The 21011-nt window shown below is 47.8% G+C and carries 18 protein-coding genes; 12 read left to right on the top strand and 6 right to left on the bottom strand.

The window, feature by feature from the left end; translation table 11 throughout:
• The first annotated feature begins 55 nt into the window (after positions 1–55).
• The 11 genes from larE (at position 56) to ACKX2L_RS09000 (ending at position 13697) form a co-directional block, all read left to right on the top strand.
• Positions 56–952, top strand: coding sequence for an ATP-dependent sacrificial sulfur transferase LarE (larE, locus tag ACKX2L_RS09050; RefSeq protein ID WP_497553115.1), 897 nt, complete (start codon positions 56–58; stop codon positions 950–952).
• Between the two features lie 111 nt (positions 953–1063).
• Positions 1064–2068 carry an HTH domain-containing protein gene (locus ACKX2L_RS09045; protein ID WP_497553114.1) on the top strand — a complete coding sequence of 335 codons (1005 nt, stop codon included), beginning with the start codon at positions 1064–1066 and terminating at the stop codon, positions 2066–2068.
• A 950-nt stretch (positions 2069–3018) separates the two neighbouring features.
• Positions 3019–5922 (top strand): FAD-dependent oxidoreductase, encoded by a 2904-nt coding sequence (locus ACKX2L_RS09040; protein WP_497553113.1) that lies wholly within the window; start codon positions 3019–3021, stop codon positions 5920–5922.
• A 91-nt stretch (positions 5923–6013) separates the two neighbouring features.
• Positions 6014–6688 (top strand): hydrogenase nickel incorporation protein HypB, encoded by a 675-nt coding sequence (gene hypB / locus ACKX2L_RS09035; protein ID WP_497553112.1) that lies wholly within the window; start codon positions 6014–6016, stop codon positions 6686–6688.
• A gap of 259 nt (positions 6689–6947) precedes the next feature.
• The gene (gene hypB / locus ACKX2L_RS09030; RefSeq protein ID WP_497553111.1) at positions 6948–7607 is read left to right on the top strand and encodes a hydrogenase nickel incorporation protein HypB; all 660 of its coding nucleotides are present in this window, start codon (positions 6948–6950) and stop codon (positions 7605–7607) included.
• A gap of 105 nt (positions 7608–7712) precedes the next feature.
• Positions 7713–8108, top strand: a complete 396-nt coding sequence (locus ACKX2L_RS09025) for a hydrogenase maturation nickel metallochaperone HypA (RefSeq protein ID WP_497551598.1) — start codon at positions 7713–7715, stop codon at positions 8106–8108.
• 532 nt (positions 8109–8640) lie between these two features.
• Complete coding sequence (locus tag ACKX2L_RS09020; RefSeq protein WP_497551597.1) at positions 8641–9978, top strand: TrkH family potassium uptake protein; 1338 nt, start codon at positions 8641–8643, stop codon at positions 9976–9978.
• A gap of 182 nt (positions 9979–10160) precedes the next feature.
• Positions 10161–10808 carry a potassium channel family protein gene (locus ACKX2L_RS09015; protein ID WP_497551596.1) on the top strand — a complete coding sequence of 216 codons (648 nt, stop codon included), beginning with the start codon at positions 10161–10163 and terminating at the stop codon, positions 10806–10808.
• Positions 10809–11091: 283 nt separating this feature from the next.
• Positions 11092–12768 carry an ATP-binding protein gene (locus ACKX2L_RS09010; RefSeq protein ID WP_497551595.1) on the top strand — a complete coding sequence of 559 codons (1677 nt, stop codon included), beginning with the start codon at positions 11092–11094 and terminating at the stop codon, positions 12766–12768.
• Positions 12761–12907, top strand: coding sequence for a hypothetical protein (locus tag ACKX2L_RS09005; protein ID WP_497551594.1), 147 nt, complete (start codon positions 12761–12763; stop codon positions 12905–12907). Before ACKX2L_RS09010 ends, ACKX2L_RS09005 begins: the two co-directional genes overlap by 8 nt.
• An 88-nt stretch (positions 12908–12995) precedes the next feature.
• Complete coding sequence (locus ACKX2L_RS09000; protein ID WP_497551593.1) at positions 12996–13697, top strand: response regulator; 702 nt, start codon at positions 12996–12998, stop codon at positions 13695–13697.
• Positions 13698–13876: 179 nt separating this feature from the next.
• Here the strand turns inward: ACKX2L_RS09000 and ACKX2L_RS08995 are convergent, their stop codons facing one another.
• The 6 genes from ACKX2L_RS08995 to ACKX2L_RS08970 all read right to left on the bottom strand — a co-directional run bounded on the left by ACKX2L_RS08995 (position 13877) and on the right by ACKX2L_RS08970 (position 20093).
• Positions 13877–15010, bottom strand: coding sequence for a DMT family transporter (locus tag ACKX2L_RS08995; RefSeq protein WP_497551592.1), 1134 nt, complete (start codon positions 15008–15010; stop codon positions 13877–13879).
• Positions 15011–15995: 985 nt separating this feature from the next.
• Positions 15996–16781, bottom strand: a complete 786-nt coding sequence (locus ACKX2L_RS08990; protein ID WP_497551591.1) for a hypothetical protein — start codon at positions 16779–16781, stop codon at positions 15996–15998.
• Between the two features lie 411 nt (positions 16782–17192).
• Positions 17193–17426, bottom strand: a complete 234-nt coding sequence (locus ACKX2L_RS08985) for a hypothetical protein (protein ID WP_497551590.1) — start codon at positions 17424–17426, stop codon at positions 17193–17195.
• A gap of 120 nt (positions 17427–17546) precedes the next feature.
• The gene (locus ACKX2L_RS08980) at positions 17547–18413 is read right to left on the bottom strand and encodes a Maf family protein (RefSeq protein WP_497551589.1); all 867 of its coding nucleotides are present in this window, start codon (positions 18411–18413) and stop codon (positions 17547–17549) included.
• 128 nt (positions 18414–18541) lie between these two features.
• Positions 18542–19348, bottom strand: coding sequence for a helix-turn-helix transcriptional regulator (locus tag ACKX2L_RS08975; RefSeq protein WP_497551588.1), 807 nt, complete (start codon positions 19346–19348; stop codon positions 18542–18544).
• A 580-nt stretch (positions 19349–19928) separates the two neighbouring features.
• Positions 19929–20093, bottom strand: coding sequence for a hypothetical protein (locus tag ACKX2L_RS08970; protein WP_497551587.1), 165 nt, complete (start codon positions 20091–20093; stop codon positions 19929–19931).
• A gap of 52 nt (positions 20094–20145) precedes the next feature.
• On the opposite strand from ACKX2L_RS08970, the gene ACKX2L_RS08965 reads away from it, so the two are divergent.
• The gene (locus ACKX2L_RS08965) at positions 20146–20805 is read left to right on the top strand and encodes a histidine phosphatase family protein (RefSeq protein WP_497551586.1); all 660 of its coding nucleotides are present in this window, start codon (positions 20146–20148) and stop codon (positions 20803–20805) included.
• The last annotated feature ends 206 nt before the right edge of the window (positions 20806–21011 follow it).

Genomic DNA, 21011 nt, shown 5'->3' with positions numbered 1-21011 from the left:
ATCGCAGCAAGTGACAGTCATGACAATAGACACAGACATCAAAAGAGGATCTTGGATGATAAAGAGAAATGTTCTGGAGGAATACCGGATCGACCCGGCAAAGGTGACAAAAGAAGGGCAGACAGACAAGCCTCTGGCCGAGAAATATCAGGACTTACAGGATGACATCCGCTCCCTTGGCCGGGTGGCAGTCGCCTTCTCCGGCGGCGTGGACTCGACTCTTTTATTAAAGGTAGCCCACGACCAGCTTGGTGATCGGGCAATCGCTGTAACCGCTAAATCGAAGTCTTTTCCGGAACGAGAACTCAGAGAGTCCGATGATTTCTGCCGGGAAGAGGGCATCCGTCATTTTTATACCGATTCGGAAGAATTGGATCTTCCGGGTTTTCGCCAGAATCCGACCAATCGCTGCTATCTCTGCAAGAAGGAACTTTTTACGGAAATCGGTAAGCTGGCCCAAAAAGAGGCCGATGGGGAGAAGGTCTACATTTTGGAAGGATCCAATATGGATGACAATGGCGATTTCAGGCCGGGCCTGAAGGCGGTCGAGGAGCTTGGGGTCTTAAGCCCTTTGCGGCGGGCCGGTCTGAACAAGGCGGAGATCCGGGAACTGTCGAAGATGCTGGGCTTGAAAACTTACCGGAAGCAGAGCTTTGCTTGCCTGTCGTCGCGTTTTGTCTATGGAGAGACGATTTCTGACCAGAAGCTTCGTATGGTGGATCTGGCGGAGCAATTTCTTCTGGATCTGGGCTTCGACCAGCTGCGCGTCCGGATTCATGGGGATTCGGATTTTATTGCGCGGATCGAGGTGCCGATCGATGCGATTCCGCGGCTGGCGAGCCCGGAAATCCGGCGGAAGGTGAACCTGCATTTGCATAGCTTGGGCTTTACCTATGTGACGATGGATCTGGCGGGTTACCAGACAGGAAGTATGAATGCCGGGCTGCGTTGAGTGATGTTTTCATAGATTGGGAGTTATTAATGTGACGATGGATCTGGTAGGTTACCAGACCGGAAGTATGAATGCCGGGCTACGTTGAGTTGCGACGAGGGGGGCAAATGTATGTCGACTTCGAAGGGAGCTGTAAAAGCAATTCTTCAGAAAAATAAGAAATCCTTCCTCTCGGGTGAAGAAATCGGGGACCGCCTGGGCTTGTCCAGAAATGCGATCTGGAAGGCGGTTCGGTCTCTTCGGGCAGAGGGATATTTGATCGATGCCGAGACAAGAAAGGGTTATTGTCTGCAGGCGGAACCGGATCTTCTTGAGGGAGAGCAAATCAAAACTTGCCTGTGGAACTTGTCTGCCCCGGTAAGGAATGCGGCGTCTTTGTACCAATTTTCAGCTTTAGCTAGTCTTCCTGCTTTTCATCTTCATGTCTTTCAAGAATTAGATTCCACAAATCAGGAAGGGAAGCGTCTGGCTATTGCCGGCGCAGAAAGCGGGACGGTCATCTTGGCGGATCGGCAGACTGCCGGCAGAGGCAGAATGACGAATGCGTTTGCAAGCCCTGCGGGTGGTCTATATTTCTCACTTCTACTTAGGCCATATACGGAAGGAATGAGTGTTCAGGCAAAGGAGGGGACTCTGGCGGCAGGGGATGTGCAGGAAGAGAATGCAGGAACTCTGGCGGCAGGGGATGCGCAGGAAGAGAATGCAGGAAATCTTGCGGCAGAAGATTTAGAAGAAGATTCCGGAAAGCAAGCAGTCTACCTGGCAATTTCTGATCCAAAGGAAATTATGACTCGCTCGCTTGCAGCTACCTGTGCCGGCGTTCTTCGTGTGACAGGGAAGAAACTGACCTGGCAGAGGAACGATCTCTATCTGGATAGCAAAAAAGTCGGCGGAATTCTTACGGAGTCGGGATATGAGTTTGAGTCCGGTCTACTGCAATGGGTAGTGATCGGGATTGGGCTGAATGTGAAGACGAATCTTTTGGAACTGCCGGAGGAAACGAGAGAGCGGGCGGGCAGCCTTTTTCCGGCAGAATATGACCTGCCGGTCAAGAATGAGCTTGCTGCGGGGATCTTGCTGGAACTTGCCGGGCGGCTGATGGATAAGAAAGTTTGAAGGAAGCTGGTCGGGTTGCTGAGGGGCAAGAGGGTCTGAGGGAAGCTGATCGGGTTGCTGACGGACAAGAGGGTCTGAAACAGGTCTTGGAATTCGATATACAGAAACTTTTGGATTTCATGCGTGATTTTGTTGGCATTTAGGCAGGAAACAGGCCTGGAAATTCGATATATGAAATCTTTTTAATTTCATGCGTGTTTTTGCTGGCATTTAGGCAGGAAACAGGCCTGGAAATTCGATATACAGAAACTTTTTGATTTCATGCATGTTTTTTGGGCGTTTTTATAGCATGAATTTGAAAAGATTTCATATATCGAATATTGCTGGCAGAAAAGGGTTGTTTTCGGGCAAGAAACACGCATGATTTTGAAAAGATTTCATATATCGAATATTGTGGGCAGAGATGTTAATCCGCAAGAAGGTAAATATCGTGAGACAAGAGTTTCTTGAAAAATAGGATAGTCAACCAGAGATAAGAGGGTGTGGATATCGTCATAGCACTTGATTTTCAAGACATGATTGCTTTTAAGATATTCCAATTTCAAAGGACCAAAGGCCATAGCACTGATTCTTTCCTAAGTTCGCAGGCAGTAACAAACTTCGTGAATTTATTAACGAATATGCAAAAAACAAAACTACTCTTGCAATTCCATTTCCTATATGACTGTGTATAATAGAATTAGTCAGGCTAATATGTAGAATATTTGTAATCATAAATGCGTGTCAATTGTCACGCATATCAGAAGTTCCGGCAAGTCACAAGATTTGCAAGCCGCGGTTCCGGCAAGTCACAAGATTTGCAAGCCGCAGATCCGGCAGCCACAAGATTTGCAAGCTGCAGTTCCGGCAATCCACAAGATTTGTAAGCCGCAGTTCCTGCAATCAACAAGATTTGCAAGCCGCGTTCCTGCAAGTCAGTCACACAGAAAGTATGATATCAGGGGGTAATTATGGTAAAAGAAGTAAATCCGAAGTTGCATGTCAATGAGCGTGATTTCCCGACGGAGGACTATCATTGCGATGATCCGGAGAAAAAGAAGCTTGTTACAAAGCTGGCTCAGCTGATCACGGACTCGATCCCGCGGAAGCTGCCGGGCGGGATGAAGGAAAACCACATGGATTTCTGGATTCTGGATCGTCTTCTGACCAAGGATGAAGTGAAATTCATGCTGAGTTTTGAGGAGCGCCGGGTTGGCCGGACCACCAAGTGGCTGGCAGAGAAGAACGGTATGTCTGTGGAAGAGACCCAGAAGGTCATCGACCATCTCCTCTGGATCGGTATCCTTGAGCAGAACCGGGACAATGCAGACCAACATATTCAATACATGATCCCCAAATGGGTTGTCGGCTCCGGAGAGTATATGGTCGAGCATCCGACTCTTTGCGATGAGCATCCGGAGGTCGCCACCATGTTCAACCTGGCTCCTCAGGAACCGGTTGCTATGGCTGGAAAGCTTGTTCCCCAGGGCGGTGCCGGTATCGGCATGCATGTTATCCCGGTAGAAAGTGCCATTGATGCAAGCTCTCAGTCTGTGGATGTCGAGCACCTTTCTCATTGGCTTAATAAATATGACAAGTTCTGTAAGATGGTCTGCGCCTGCCGGAAAGCGCAAAGGATCCGTGGCGAGGGCGTTGGCGATATCGAAGGGAAAATGTGCATCGGCGTCGGCGACATTGCCGAGTTTCTGGTAGAAAGCGGAAAGGACGCCGAATATATTACAAGAGAAGAAGCCCTGGAGATCATTGAACGAGGTGAAAGAAAGGGCCACGTTCATCAGATCACAAACCTTGACGGACCTAACCGGATCGTTGGTATCTGCAATTGCTCCCCGGGAAGCTGCTACGGACTGCGGACCTCCCAGCTATTCAATACGCCGAACATGTCCCGGAGCGCTTATCGGGCGCATGTCGATGCAGAAAAGTGTGTTGCCTGCGGTAAGTGTGTAGAGGTCTGCCCGGCCGGAGCAGCCAAGCTTGGGCAGAAACTCTGCCATAAGGACGGCTCCAAGGTCATGTATCCCGTGCATGAGCTGCCGGATGACCATGTCTGGGGCGAGGACAAGTGGGATCGGAATTACCGGGATAACAACCAAATTCAGTGCTATGATTCCGGAACATCTCCCTGTAAATCCGCCTGCCCGGCTCATATTGCCGTGCAAGGCTATGTCCGCATGGCTGCCGAAGGCCGTTATGAGGAAGCTGTCCGTCTGATCCGTCAGGACAATCCATTTCCTGCAGTCTGTGGCGCCGTCTGCAACAAGCGCTGCGAGGACCGCTGCACCCGCGGCACCATCGACCGCCCGGTGGCAATCGATGAGATCAAGAAATTCCTGGCTCAGTATGAGAGAAAGAATCCGGATCTCTTCCTGGAACCTTCGGAGAATGGCGAAGGCAATCAGTGGACCAAGTATCCGATCGCAGTGATCGGCGCCGGTCCGGCAGGCCTTACCGCCGCATGGTTCTTACGGAAGGAAGGCTATCCGGTGACGATTTTTGAAAAGGAAGACCGTCCGGGCGGTATGCTCTTAAACGGAATTCCGAACTTCCGCCTTGAAAAGGATGTTCTGGCTTCGGAAATCGAGCTGGTTCAGAAGATGGGCGCCGAGATCAAGTGCGGTGTCGAAGTCGGTAAGGATGTAACCATTGAGAAACTCCGCGAAGAGGGATATAAGGCCTTCTTTATTGCAATCGGCCTGCAGGGCGGTCGACTGGCCGGGGTTCCTGGCGAAGATGCCAGCGGAGTAGAGTCTGGTGTACATTTCTTAAAACGTGTAAACCTGGCAACCGGCAGTGGTCTGTCGACCGACAAGACTGCGGATCCGGTTCAACTGGACGGCGATGTTGTTGTTGTCGGCGGCGGAAATGTCGCAGCCGATGTGGCAAGAACGGCGCTTCGCTGCAGCAGAGGCCATGTCACCATGCTTTGCCTGGAGGGCCGGGACGAGATGCCGGCCGCGAAGGACGAAGTGGAGGAGATCCTGGCGGAAGGAATCGAGCTTATGAATGGCTGGGGCCCGGCTGAGATCCGAAAGGGTCCGGACGGAAGCGTAACTTCGATCGTATTCAAGAAGTGCACCAGCGTCAAGGACGAGAGCGGCCGTTTCAATCCGCAGTATGACGAATCCGAAAAGAAGGAGATCCCCTGCAGCCACGTTCTCATGGCGATCGGCCAGTCCGCCGAGTGGGGTGATCTGTTGGAAGGCACGAAGGTCAAGCTCCGTCGGAACGGAACGGCAGAGGCAGATCCGGTGACATTGCAAACGGCAGAACCGGACATTTTCGTCGGCGGTGACATCAACCACGGTGCTCGTTTTGCTATCGATGCGATTGCGGACGGCCGTGAGGGCATGGTTTCCATCAACCGTTTCGTACATCCGGGCCAGTCCCTGACCATCGGGCGGAACCTTCGGAATTTCATCGAGCTCGACCGCGACGATATCCGGATCGAAAGCTATGACAACGCCAGCCGCCAGACCCCGGGCATGCGTCTGCCTCGCGAGTTCGGAAATGTAGACCAGTCCGGTCTGAGCCGTGATGAGCTGATCCAGGCGGCAGCGAAGTCGTTTGAGGATCTCCGCCTGCCACTTTCGGAAGAGCAGGTGAAAACCGAGGCCAATCGTTGCTTAAAGTGCGGCGCAACCACAGTCGACTTCAATAAGTGTATTGGCTGCGGACTCTGCACCACCCGCTGTGAATTTGATGCCATCCATCTGACACGTGACCTGCCACATTGCTCTGACATGTATAAGGCAGAACAGATGATGGACGCCGTCAAGGCCTATATGCCTAAGCGGACCATGGCAATCATAAAGACAAAACTGAGAGGACATTCGGAGTATCCGAGTGAGCAATGATCCTTAGGGAATCATAAAGACAAAGCTGAGAAGACATTCGGAGTATCCGAGTGAGCAATGATCCTTAGGAAATCATTAGAAAGTAGAACATATGAGTGATCGTGCATTTGAAATCCTTGAGACCAAGGAGAGAGTAATTGAAGACAATGATAAGGTGGCAGCCCTTGTCAGAAAGAAACTGTCGGACAAGGGCGTTTTCCTGGTGAACCTCATGGCTTCTCCGGGTGCCGGAAAGACAACGACACTGGTTCGGACCATTCAGGCTTTGAAGGATCGTTATCGGATCGGTGTCATGGAGGCGGATGTGGACAGTGATGTCGATGCCAAGGCCGTTTCCGATGCCGGAGCCAAGGCTATTCAGCTTCATACCGGAGGCTCCTGCCACATGGATGCCGATATGACGGAACGGGGCTTAGAGGGACTGGGCCTCGATGATCTGGATCTTGTGATCCTGGAAAATGTCGGCAATTTGGTCTGCCCGGCGGAGTTTGATGTCGGAGCCAACAAGAGAGTAGTGATCCTGTCCGTGCCTGAGGGTGATGACAAGCCTTTGAAATATCCTCTGATGTTTACGGTTGGCGATGTGCTTCTCATCAATAAATACGATACCCGGGAGATCTTCGATTTTGATCTGGATCGGTTGAAGAAGAATGTCAGAGAACTGAATCCCGAGATGGAAGTCCTGCCGCTTTCTGCGAAGACCGGCGATGGTTTTGACGCCTGGATCGCCTGGCTGACCGCTGCCATCGAAGAGACCAGGAAGTAATTAATTTTGACGCCTGGATCGCCTGGCTGACCGCTGCCATCGAAGAGACCAGGAAGTAATTAATTTTGACGCCTGGATTGCCTGGCTGACTGCTGCCATCGAAGAGGTCAGGAAGTAATTAAGAAAGCAGTAGATTAAAATTTCAGTCGGATAAGAATCGGAATAAGGTCAGAGCTTGTTACATAGGAGAAAACTGTGACCGTGCCAAGAGTGCCGCAGATAGTGAATAAGGTCAGAGCTTGTTATATAGGAGAAAGACATGAAAGTAATTGAATTGAACGCATCCGTTACGGAGTCCAATGACCGCGACGCGGACGCCCTTCGTTTGGAAATGAAGAAGCAGGGCACACTGCTGATCAACCTGATGTCCTCGCCCGGATCCGGAAAGACAACCCTTCTTTCCAAGACCGTGACGGATCTCAAGGAAGAAATGAAGATCGGCGTCATGGAAGCGGATATCGCTTCTGATGTGGATGCATTGAAAATCGAGTCCTATGGCGCGGTTTCTATTCAAGCCCATACCGATGGGATGTGTCACATGGATGCCGGCATGACAGAGCGGGCTCTGAATGCCATGGGAAGGAAAGGCCTGGACCTCATTTTCCTGGAGAATGTTGGAAATCTGATCTGTCCGGCAGAGTTTGATACCGGTGCCGGTCGGAAGGTGATGATCCTGTCTGTTCCGGAAGGAGACGACAAGCCGCTGAAATATCCGCTGATGTTCCAGGAATCCGATGCACTTGTCATCACAAAGATTGACGCACTTCCCTACTTCGACTTCGATATGGAGAAATGTAAGGAGCGTGTACTGCAATTAAATCCGAAGATCAAGATCTTCCCGGTTTCCGCAAAGACCGGAGAGGGTATGGATGCCTTCGAAGAGTATCTTCGGAACGAAGTTTCGGATTGGAAGAAGTGACGCTCTGTCTGTCGGGTTGGGCAGGAAATCATGAACGGGATCCTGACATTCCGGTGAATTTCGAATAGACCTTGTGCTTTGTCTGAATGTAAGAGGGACAAAAGTATGCATGAAATGGGAATCGTGTTTCATTTGGCAGATACGCTGGATGAGGCCGCAGAGAAAAACCATATCACAAAATACGGTTCAGTAACCCTGGCTGTTGGGGAGGTATCCGGGATCATGACGGATTATTTCACCGACTGCTGGGATTACTTTAAGGGAAGACATCCTTTGCTAAAGGATTCTACATTAAAGTTGGAAACCATTAAAGCAATCACATTCTGCAGTAACTGCGAGAAAAACTACGAGACTGTAAAGTATGGGAAGATCTGTCCATACTGTGGCTCCGGCGAAACCTGGCTCATCACCGGAAATGAATGTGTGATCAAGGAAGTAGAAGCCGAGACCAGTGACGGAGAGGAAGGTGTCGTCGAGCAGGAGGCGGATGACCTCATTTAAAGCATTCAGATGAATCAATTAGAGACCAAATATCGTAATACAGACTACTTTCCTAATATCCGATAGTGTCAGATCGGAAATAGTGCTGATATAAGGCAAAATATCGTAATCATAGTACTTATTTTAAAATCCGATAGTGAATCATTGAATTCACTATCGGATTTTTTGCACTTGCTTCCTATTACGATAATAGACCCAAAATCAGGCGATTTTACAGCTTCTCACTATCGGATTTTTTGCACTTGCTTTCTAATACGATAAGAGACCCCCAATCAGGCAATTTACAACTTCTCGCTATCATATTTTCCAAAATCACTTTCTCTTAAGATAAATAGACAACTGAGCGGCTATCGAATAGATTTCGAATGGATTCCCCCTGCTGATCCATCTTAACAAAATCTTTATATCACAAGAGGAACATTAACACCTTCTTTATAAAAAATATCGGATAATCTTCTTGAAAGATGGATAACAAAGTCATCGAAAGACAGCAAAGTCTATTGACGATGGCGGTACATAGAGAAGATATATTATGAGAAAATTTGTGATGAAACTGGAGCACCTGAAGTCCGTACAGGTGATCATTCTTGGATTTTTATTGGTGATTATAGCGGGGACCCTGCTTCTTATGCTGCCATTTGCCAGCAGGGGAGCAGGATCGGCAAGCTTCTCGGACTCTCTTTTTACGGCAACATCTGCAGTATGTGTGACAGGACTTGTGGTAAGGGACACAGCGACTTTCTGGACACCCTTCGGTCAGGTGGTAATCTTAGCACTGATCCAGATCGGCGGATTGGGCGTTGTTACGGTAGCCATAGCACTGGCTATCGTTTCCGGAAAGAAGATCGGTCTGATCCAACGGAATATTATGCAAGAGTCGATCTCGGCTCCGCAGATCAGCGGGATCGTGAAGTTCACACGCTTTATTCTCATGACGACTTTTACTTGTGAATCCATCGGCGCACTGGCCATGATGCCGGTCTTTATTCCACGTTTTGGCCTGGCAAAGGGAATCTGGTATTCCTTTTTCCATTCCATATCCGCATTCTGTAACGCCGGTTTTGACTTGATGGGCGGGAGCGGGAAGTTCTCTTCCCTGACGGCTTTTGCGGGAAATCCCCTGATCAATATTACGATCATGGCCCTCATTATCATCGGAGGGATCGGCTTTCTGACCTGGATGGATATTGCAATCAACGGATTCCATCTGAAACGCTACTGCATGCAGAGTAAGGTCGTTCTGACGGTGACCGCGATTTTGATCGCGATTCCTGCCATTTACTTCTACTTTGGCGAATTTACCAGAGGACCGAAGGGAATGCGCATCTGGCTTTCCCTCTTTCAGTCGGTGACACCGAGAACGGCAGGCTTTAATACGGCGGACCTTGCGAAAATGAGTGAGATCGGCATCTTCCTTCTCATCATCCTGATGTTGATCGGCGGTTCACCGGCATCAACGGCCGGAGGAATGAAGACCACGACGATCGCGGTGCTTTTCTCCTCAGCAGGCGCAGTTTTCCGCCAGAAGAAAGACGCAGATCTCTTCCAGAGGAGAATTCCTCTGTCGACGATTCAGAATGCCGGCGCGATTCTTCTGCTTTATACTTCGCTCTCTGCTCTGGGTGGCATGATCATAAGCCGTGTGGAGGGTCTGCCTTTATTGACCTGCTTCTTCGAAACCGCATCGGCCATTGGAACCGTTGGATTGACCATGGGAATTACACCGGGGCTGACGCTTCTTTCCAGGGGCATCCTGGTCCTGCTTATGTACATCGGACGCGTCGGAGGTCTGACCCTGATCTTTGCGGCAGTCTCTGATAAGGGTATGAATAGTGGAAGGCTGCCGGAGGGCCGGATCACCGTCGGCTGATGAAATATAGCCCGAAGCCGGAAGGAAGCATTGGAGAAAAAATATAGCCCGAAGCCAGAAGGAAGCATTGGAGCTAAAAAATAAGTCCTAGCCCAGTCGGAAGCACCGGGTTCATTGGTGTAAAAAAGCCCTGGCCCAGTCGAAAGCACCGGGTTCATAGGAGTCATTCAGGAGGTAACAAAATGAAATCGATTTTACTTATTGGCCTTGGCCGTTTTGGAAAAAATGTTGCAATGAAATTAAGAGAGCTGAATCATGAAGTGATGGCAGTTGACCGAAATGAAAAGCGGGTCAATGAGATCATGCCTTATGTGACGAATGCCAGGATCGGGGACAGTACGGATGAGGAATTCCTGAAGTCCTTAGGAATCCGGAATTACGATCTATGTTTTATCGCCATCGGCGACTGCTTCCAGGATTCTTTGGAAACGACCTCTCTGGTCAAGGAACTGGGCGGAAAAGTCGTTGTATCAAGAGCAGCAAGTGAAGTCCAGGCAAAATTCCTGAAGCGGAACGGGGCGGATGAAGTCGTTTTTCCGGAGCAGCAGATCGCCAGATGGGCAGCCATCCGCTACAGCTCCGACCATGTTTTCGATTACTTTGCCATTGATGATGACTGCGCCATCTTTGAAGTGTCTGTTCCGGATTCCTGGGATGGGAAGACGGTTGGAGAACTGGACCTCCGTAAGAAGTTCCAGATCAACGTTCTGGCCATTAAGCAAAATGAAAAGATCGATATGAATATCATGCCCGAGACGGTTTTTGAAGCGGGGGAAACTCTTTTGGTTCTCGGATTAAATAAAGACGTGCAGAAGTGCTTTAAAATCTGAGGGAAAGCAGTCAATGCTTATCATAGAAGGAGGAAGCGTTATGAAGGTCTTCATGTTAATAACGTTTTTGGTAATCCTTGTGATGGTGGACCTCACCGGCGATCATATTTGGTCTTTATTTGACGGCAGAATCAAAAGAGACTACCATAAAAAACACAATAAATGGCATTTGCCCGGGAAACACGGGACCATGTGATCTGGTATGGGAGAATCTTAAGGGATCGATCATGCCGGCTGGCAGGCTCCGAGCTCGTGAGATCGTGGGAGAAAGCAGAGGATCGTTATGAAGGATGAATTTTTCAGAAATATCTTGACCGGGAGACGAAAGAACCCTTCTATGGATTCGGTCATTCCACCGGTGAATGATAAGATGACGGTTCGAAAGCGGCTGGGTGACATCCTCTTTCTCCTTTCCATGCTTGGTCTGTGTTCTGCCATCTGCTGGGGCCTGAAAATGATCAACAGCGTGGAGTCGAATATCGTCGTGCTCTACATTTTCTTCGTCTTCCTGATCTCGGTCTGGACGGCAAGGCTGGTCTACAGCATCCTGGCAGCGGTACTCAGCGTCGTGATCTATAATTACCTTTTCACGGCGCCGGAATTCACCTTGCATGCCTATGACAGCCGTTACACGGTTTCCTTTGCGATCATGTTTCTGATTGCCCTCCTGACCGGAGTTTTGGCAGCAAGGCTTCGGAAAGAGGCACGCGATTCCTCACGCATGGTCTTTCGAATCGGGGTCCTCTACGATACGAACAAGCTTTTGGAGAAATGTAAAAGCCAGGAAGAGATCAAGGATATCACGGCCAAGCAGCTGGTCCGCCTGCTCCATCGGAATTTGATCCTCTATCGGGACAAGGAAAGTTTAAAGAGTGGCCCTGCAATTTTTCTGTCGAATGAAGAGGAGGGACTCGATTTTTCTCCGGAAATGGAGACCAAGGCGGCAGAATCTGCTTTCCAAATGGCTGAAAAGACCGGGCGGGGAACGGATACTTTCCCGGATTCGGTCTGCGTTTATATGGCAATTCGCCTGAATCAGGCGGTTTTCGGTGTCGTTGGAATCGATGTTCGGGACAATGAACTGGATACTTATGAAGAGAGCATGGTCATCGCCATTCTCGGTGAAGCCGGAATTGCTTTGGAGAACAAGAGGAACGAGCAGGAGAAGGAGCAGGCTATGTTGATGGCCAAAAATGAACAGTTCCGGGCCAACCTGCTTCGTTCCATTTCACATGATTTACGGACGCCTTTGACTTCGATTTCCGGAACGGCGAGTCTTTTGCTCTCGGATGCGGACCGGATGGATGATTTCTCCAGAAAGAATCTCTATACCAACATCTATGATGATTCTATGTGGCTGGAGGGACTGGTGGAAAATCTTTTGTCCATTACCCGGCTGAAGGACGGCCAGACCAGGATCCATACTTCTGTGGAATTCGTAAATGAAGTCATGGAGGAGGCAGGAAGGCATTGCAGCAGGAAACTTTCGGAACATAAGTTTTCCATAGAAGAACCATCGGAGGTCCTTCTTGGAAAAATGGATGCACATTTGATCATTCAGGTTCTGGTCAATCTCGTGAATAATGCGGTCAAGTATACGCCAGCGGGATCATCGATCAGGATCACAGCGGAGAAGATTCCTGCCCGGCATATACCAACATTGCCGACCAATACCAATGTAGATCAATCAACTTTGAATCCATCGGCTGGGATGATTCAGATTTCTGTCATTGATGATGGACCGGGCTTGTCTGAGTCGGATCGACCGCATATTTTTGAAATGTTCTATACCGGGAAGAAAACGGTGGCAGACAGCAGTCGAAGTCTTGGTCTGGGTTTGGCCTTGTGCCAGGTCATTGTCCAGGCGCACGGCGGCAGGATTTGGTATGAAGACAATGCCCCGCATGGCAGTATCTTCCGCTTTACCATCCCGGCAGAGGAGGTTCGGGCGGATGTTTGAGGTAGGAAGTTTTGGCTGTCGGATGGCGCAGGGTGGATGCCTAAGATATGAAGTTTTTGCTGTCGGACGTCGCCGGGCAGATGCCTGGAGTAGGAAGTTTTGGCTGTCGGATGGCGTCGGGCAGATGCCTGAGGTATGAAGTTTTGGATGTTGGACAGCGTCGGGCAGATGCCTGGGGTATGAAGCAAGAGGAAAGAACCGACTGATCAGAAGGAGGCCTGGAAGAAATGCCGAAAGCAACGATTCTGGTGGTAGAAGATGATGCATCGGTGCAGAATCTGATCACCACAGCTTTGAAAATGTATGGCTATGACACGCTTACGGCCGGAAACGGACAGAACGCAGTTATGCAGGCGGCAAGCCACAGTCCCGATGTGATTTTTCTGGATTTGGGACTTCCGGACATGGATGGTGTGGAAGTAATCCGGAAGGTGCGGAGCTGGTCTGAACTTCCCATCATTGTGATCAGTGCAAGAAGCGAGGAAGCGGATAAAATTGAAGCGCTTGATGCTGGCGCGGATGATTATCTGACAAAGCCTTTTTCTGTGGAGGAACTTCTGGCCAGGCTCCGTGTGTCCCTGCGGCGGCTTCCTTTCTTGAGACAGGCGGCAAAGGAGTCACCGGTATTCACGAACGGAAGTCTTGTCATTGATTATGCGGCGGAGACCGTAACTTTGGATGGAAAAGAGCTTCATCTGACACCGATCGAATACAAGCTTATTACCTTGCTTTCTCATAATGAAGGCAAGGTTTTGACCTATTCTTATATTACGAAGGCAATCTGGGGTGAGTCCGCGGAGAGCGAGATGGCATCTCTTCGTGTTTTCATGGCAAATCTTCGAAAAAAGCTGGAAGACAAGGAAGGATCGCAGCACTTTATCCAGACCCATATCGGCATCGGTTATCGGATGCTGAAGGTGGAGGGATAAAGATCGCCGATCTCAGATGGAAAGCGTTCGATGCCACAGGACTTGATCCTTACTGTGACGGATCCTACGCTTACGCAAGAAAGCCATTGCAACGAGCCATTTTGTCTTGGCTCATGCTGGTGACTGATGCCACCGCTTACACAAAGCAAGTAAGCCAGTCGGCTTTTCGGAAAAGAGCATCAGGACCTGCTAGGCTTACGCAAAATAGGCAGAACCTGGGCCAGGACAATACTTAGGAACATGAGGCTGCCACCGAAGATTTCCCTACCTGTCATGGCCTGCCCCAGAATGATCCAGCCGGAAATTGCTGAGATCACAGATTCCAGGCACATGAGAAGGGATGCAAGCGCAGGGTTTAAATTTCTCTGTCCAATGATCTGCAAGGTGTAGGCGATGCCACTGGAAAAAACGCCGACGTAGAGGAGTGAGGGCCCTGCCGCCAGAATGCCGGAGAGCGTCGGGTGCTCGAAGATCAGCATCAGAATGCCCGATTCGATGGCGACAACGAAGAACATCAGACAGGAAAGCACAACGCCCCGGCAGCGCATGGACCAATAGTCGATGGTCAGGATCTGAATCGCGAAGAGAAAGGCGCAGATCAGGACCTGAATGTCGCCCGGCGTGAAACCGACGCCCGATTTCCCTGCCAGGCAGAGAAAATAGAGACCGGTCAGAGAGAGAATGGCGCAGAACCAGATGTAAGGGCGAACTTTCCTCCCCAGGAAGAGACCGAGGATGGGCACTAGAATGACATAGAGTGCGGTCAGGAAGCCGGCCTTGGCTACGGTGGTGTTTCCGATGCCGAATTGCTGGAAAATAGTTGCTGCAGCAAGGGCGGTTCCTGAGATCAGGCCACCCTTCAGCTCTGCCTTGGTGACCGGGCCGATTTTGTAAGACAGAGATGACTCTGAGTTTTCTGACCTTTTGGAAGATAGAGATGACTCTGAGTTTCTTGAGCTTTTGGAAGACTGGGTGCGATCCTCGGGTAGGGCGGAGACTTTAGCATCCTTTCGGTGGCTGATCTTCTCGACTATGATAGCCACCGGGATCAGGAAGATCGCGCCGATAAAACTTCGAATAGAAGAAAAAGTCAGTCCACCTACATACTCGGCGCCGATTGACTGAGCTACAAATGCCGTTCCCCAAATCAGGGAGGCACAGAATAAAATAAGGGATCCCTTGAGCTGACTGGCGGGTGCTTTCTTTGCAGGTGTTTCTGTCTTTCTGAGGGCTTCGCCGTTGGTGTCAAAACTGAGTTCCTTCCCTGCAGGCCTTTCAGATAAGTTTTCAGATGGTATCATTTCTTTTGACATGGCTATCTTTCTTTTGATGCTTTCTAGCTCTGTTGCAATCAGATAATGTCAGATGTAAAAATCCATTAACAACAACCATATGTGATCGCTACGGATTGCTCCATTGCTAGGTAGTTCTTGCAATTCTCGTTAAATTATAGCAGAGTTTGAATGTCGAAATGGGGTGTTTTTTATAGTTTCAGCTTGTTAGCGTCTTGATGTTTGAGTATCTCAATGCTGAAATTATTGTCCGGGATATACAATCAGCGATTTTGAGAAAATCAGCATAAATATAATTGAGAAATTTGCAGAAAACAGGCAAAACAAAAATCACGATTTTGCGGGAAACAAGTTCATAGGCATGGAATACCTGTTCTAAGCCTGGAATATTCGATATACAGATTCTTTTTAAAATGATGCGTGTTTATGACCTTCAGATGCCTGATTTCAGGGCGAAATATTCGATATACAAATTCTTTTTGAAATGATGCGTGTTTTTTAGGCATTTTCATAGCATGAAATCAAAAAGATTTTGTATATCGAATATTGGAGCCTTAAATGACTGCTTTGTACTCGCATAAAGCGCATGATTTTAAAAAGATTTCATATATCGAATTTGAATGACCAGAAGGATCGTCTTGCGCTCATTTCAAAGCGCATGATTTTAAAAAGATTTTATATATCGAATTTGAATGTCCAGAAGGATCGTCTTGCGATCATTTCAAAGCGCATGATTTTAAAAAGATTTCATATATCGAATTTGAATGTCCAGAAGGATCGTCTTGCGCTCATTTCAAAGCGCATGATTTTGAAAAGATTTCGTATATCGAATTTTGGCATTTATTCCTAGGTCATCATATCATGCCAGGCCGGACTTTGTGTAGAAAGCTTTTCATCATTCGTATCGACAATTGGGATAATAAGCAAAAATTTACATCCCCCCTGGTAAAACAAAGGGGATGTAATGAAAAAATATTTATGCTTTAATAAATAGTAATGCTTTCCTTCATCTGGATTCAATCAAGAGGTATCTCTGAATCTTCTCTTCAACAGTTTCAAGGTCTAAAGGTCGTTCCGCGGTTTCGTAAGTGCAAATCAGGTTATCATCCGGCAATATGGTATTTTGTAGATATAACTCCATTTTTTCATGGTATTGCTGTCGATAACGTGCATCATCGATTTTTCCCCAGTGCTCCCAATAAATGATTTTATGGTCATAAGGCCGAAGAATTGTGAAATCCGGATGAATCTTCTGCTGCCCAAAACATAATTCTTGTTCGTAACGATAAGGAATTTGATGCGTAAGCAATAGTTGTGCGATTAACAGCTCGGATTTTGATCTCACAATTTCTCCATTGGAAGTTCGATGTGGCTTGGAAATCGGATAGGAGTTTCCCTCAAAGTGAGCTTCTTCCCATTTTACCTCATTCTTTTGGCCCTGATGCAACAATGCAAGCTGCCTGGATGAGGCTAAATGCTGAGAAAATACTGCAAGATGATTGTGACGCGGATGACGAAGCAGGCATGAAAGGCCATATTTTTCTGAAGCAATATCCTTGAGTTCGGCCTCCGCCTGACCCTTCTGCAGTAATGCAAGAGCCAGATCTTTTTCTTTTCTTGGCAGATATCTGGTTTTACCTTCTTTGATATACCAACGCTCGATGGGTGAAGCCTTACTGTTACTTGCCCAAATCAATTTCCCAGGCGGAGAAGAACGCACAAGCTCTTGCAACTCCTTCTCACGTTTTTCAAGTGTTGCAATTCTGAATTCTGCGGCCTCATAGATTGTCATAGACTCCTCCCCATAATTTTGCGCGAGATGCGTATCCCAGGTATCTCTTGCTGCTCGCCTGTAATGCCACGTTGCATACCGCTTTTCTTCTTTTCTTCATAAAAAAGAAGACTTGCTGCTTGCCTGAAATGCCACGTTGCATGTCCTGCTTTGAAAAAGATCTGATCAAATAGTATGGACTGGCATGTGGCTTACGTTGACACCCTTTTTGTCCTGCCACAATTATATATATGGACTCTATTTTACATGGAAATATAGACCGAGAGTATTAATAGTTTCTGAAAAGAAAATTAGCTAATCATAAACAAAGAGAAAATCTTTGCTAGTATATTAACAAATCATAAACTGAGAGGAATCTTTTGCTGTATTCCCAATAGGAAATATGATTTTATTAAAAGTAATTCTCTTGGATCATTGTCCGAGTGTTTTCAATTCCTGAGCCATCTCAATATCGTCTGCCGTAACACGCATATTTGCCTCAATTGGAGTTTCGCCGGGTTTCTCTACGCGGATATCGATGACGGTTCCTTCTGGAAGCCCGCTAAAGAGAACATTTTGGAGAAATGCTGCCATCTTAGGATGATTGCCCTCAAATTTTTTCTTTAACTGCATAATTTTAAAAATGGATGTTGGATTCACTGCCATGGATCTCCTTCTTTCTTTTCTTCGTTTATCTTATTTCATTTTCCATTAATAGCTCATTTTTCACAAAGCGGATATCAAATTGCAGGCTGGTAGTCAGGACTGTATTTCTAAAATGATCTACTACATTCCTAAGCCCTTAGCTTCGATTTCCCGGATCGTTGTATAAACCCGCGCCAATGGAAGACCAACAACATTATAATCATCGCCGGAAATTCGATCAATGAACTTTCCAAAACTCCCCTGGATGCCATAAGCACCGGCCTTGTCCATAGGTTCCGAACCATCGGCATAAGAGCGGATTTCCTCATCCGACATAGGAATGACATGAACATCTGTCTTCTCATGAAAGGTGATGAATTTCAGACTTGTCTGGCGATCTGCTTTTTCGTCAAATTTCAGACTTGTCAGGCGATCTGTTTCTTCGTCAAATTTCAGACTTGTCCGGCGATCTTGTTTTTCGTCAAATTCTAGCATACCGCTGCTGGATTGAGGAATGCCTTCTTTCGCCAACGGAAGCTGTCCATTTGTCATCTGATTTCTCAATTGATCTTTGTGATCTTTGCCTCCGGGGATGACAAGTGTTACGCCTGTGAATACCTGGTGATATCTTCCTTGCAGCATTTGGATCATCTGAAATGCTTCATCGTGCAAATGAGGTTTGCCGAGGATCTTTCCATCGCAGGCGACTACTGTATCTGCGCCAAGGACCAAGGCCTGACTTGGATGGAAAACCGGGACAGGGTCTATATTTGTCTCGCTAAGGCCTGAAGTCATGTCTGAAAGAGATGACTCTATCATATATTCTTCCAGATTTTCTGCCACGTCCATTGCCTTCTGCTGCGAGAGTTCTTCAACGACAAGTGCGGGGTCTGACTCGGTGATCTGTTCTTCGATTCGGCTTTTGATGACGATGGGACGGATCCCAATCTGCTGAAGAAGTTCCAGCCGGCGCGGAGAGCCGGAGGCGAGAATAAGCTGATGATTCATACTAAATAACGACCTTTCCATGAATACGATCCAAATAAATAAACACAGGCGTTGGAAGTCTGTCCCTCTATTGGAAGCCTGTCCCCCTATTGCACGCAAATGAACACAGGCATTGCAAGCCTGCCCCCCTATTGCAAGCGATTCTTGATTAATTCTCTTCGATATTCGCTGGGCGACATATGATATTCTTCGCGGAAGACCCGGTTCATGGTACGCTGGCTGTCAAAACCGGCATTCATGCAGGCTTCGGTGATGGATTGATTGCTCAGCCGAAGGAGATGGACGAAGTCACGGAGCCGGGTCTGGTTCAGATAGTGGTTGAAGTTCATATGGAAAGTCGAGGAGAAGAGCCGGGACAGGGCATAGGGACTGACATAGAGATCCTTTGCCATGGAGGTCAGGGTCACTTCGCTTGTATGATTCCGGGCGATATATTCTACGGTCCGATAGATCAGGTCGTCGCTTCCCATGGAATCCTTTTGAACCAGATAGAACATCGGAAGAATTCTTCCCAGAATGATCTGGAGATAGGAATCCATCAGGACATCATGGTAGACCTGACGGTCATCGAGATTCTCCAGGCAGAGCAGGGCCTGAATGATGTCCTCTGTGATTCTGTTCTTGGGAATGACCGGATTTCTGGCAGAGTAACGCTCCAGGGTATCCCGGAAAGGGGCACAGTGATCGACCGTTGAATGAATAAAAAGAGCATGTCCTTCCTCTCCGGACATATTCTGATAATGATGGATGACCTGGGGGAAAATGAGGGCCAGATCGCCGGCTTCCATATGGAAAAGCTCGGTGCCGCTGCCAATCTCCATGCTTCCGCTGCGAAGATAGACCAATTCCATTGGTTCGTGCAGATGCGGGGGCACGTGCTCAACAGATCTTACATAAACTTCAAAATCCGGTTTATTCTGATAAATCGCATACATGGATCGGAAACGCTCCCTTTCTATTCTGAACCTGTCATCCGTTATGATCTGGCCGTATCTCTTGTTTGCCCTCCAGACCTTTCGGATGTCCAGTCGTATCTGTTATTTGCCTTCCAGATCTTTCGGATGCCCGGCCCTATCCTATCTGGCCGGTTGCCTTCCAGATCATAACTGATGCCCAGTTTTTGTCGCACCATATTGGCAATTTCAATTCAATGTAAAGCAAAAATAGCACATGCAATTAAAAAATGCAAGATTTGGCCAGTAAACTTCTACTTCTGGCAAGCAGACCGTCTATTCACGGGGTATTATATAGACAGTTTCAGGGAACGTTCCCGAAAGAGTTGGGATCCCTGAAACATAGTTGTAAAAACCGGTAGCGGATCACTCCCCCTACCATTAAATACAGGACATAAAATCTCATCCCCCCTTTCAGAGATTTGGACTTGTCGTTTGCAAAATGAAGTCCGATGTCCACCGTACCGGTTTTTATCTCATATATCCCCTCATATATAGGTGGCGATGTGAATTGTCACCAATTCCCTTTCACAAGCAGAGAACCCCTTCTCTGCTTGTTTTTTTATTTTGTTAATTCTTTCCATAGAACTTCGACTACCGTTTCGAGGGCGGTGCGCATTCCTTCTCTCTCTGCTATCACTTGTCTCTCGACAGGATCTAAGTACCGTTTCGAGGGCGGTGCGACTTTCTTCTCTGCTTGTTTTTTTATTTTGTTGATTATTTCCATAGGAACTCCCCGCGTCAGGTGATAGAATCAGAAAAAAAGAAAGGATTATTTCATGTCATCTATTTATTTCATCAGACATGGCCAGACAGATATGAATGTGCATCATATGCTGCAGGGCCGTACCAATACCCACCTGAATGAGACCGGCCGCAATATGGCAAGAAATGCCGGTAAGTTTTTACGAGAGGCAAATATAAAGCCGGACTGTATCCTGGTTTCTCCCCTCGATCGTGTCAAAGAAACCGTAGAAATAGCAAGCGGAATCGACCGGTCTAAATTTATCGAGGAGCCGCTTCTGATTGAGTTCTGCTTTGGACCTTATGAAGGCATCGAGGCGAGGAAAATGGCGCCCAACTTTCATCATGATTTCTTCGAAACGCCGGAGAAATGCGTGATGCCGGAAGGAGCGGAGACCTATGAGGAGATCCTGGGCAGGGCGAGAGCAATTCTTATGAAATTGGCAAAGGAGTTTCCGGATGAGGATCCGCGGACCGTTCTTTGCGGAACTCATGGCGGCATCCTGCATGCGATCCTGACGGTGGCTCAGGGAAAGGAACTCCATAATTTCTGGGATGTGGAAGTAAAGAACTGTGCAGTTTTCAAGCTGACCCATCGGCCTGGAACTACTGATTTCAGCCGGCCTCAAGAATACTGGGACATGAAAAATATCTTCCGGGGATTCGGAGACTCTTTTTCCAAACAAGAAGAATAATAAGGATAAAAAACCGTAAAGCAGCAAAGCCGTGCGTAAACCTAAGAAAAAATGAAAAAAAATACAATTTTTACTTGCACTCTATGAATAATTATGATATTATCCCTTACATCGGATGGTTAAATATTCATCCGACCGGGAAAAAGAAAAGAGAAACAGCATTTATTCTATGAAAGGATCAGGATTCGGCCGGGCAGTCATTTGCC

The sequence above is a fragment of the Porcibacter vitabionis genome (assembly GCF_046263795.1).
In the GTDB taxonomy this organism is placed as follows: domain Bacteria; phylum Bacillota; class Clostridia; order Lachnospirales; family Lachnospiraceae; genus Lachnocurva.
This window is presented reverse-complemented; position numbering and strand designations above follow the sequence as displayed.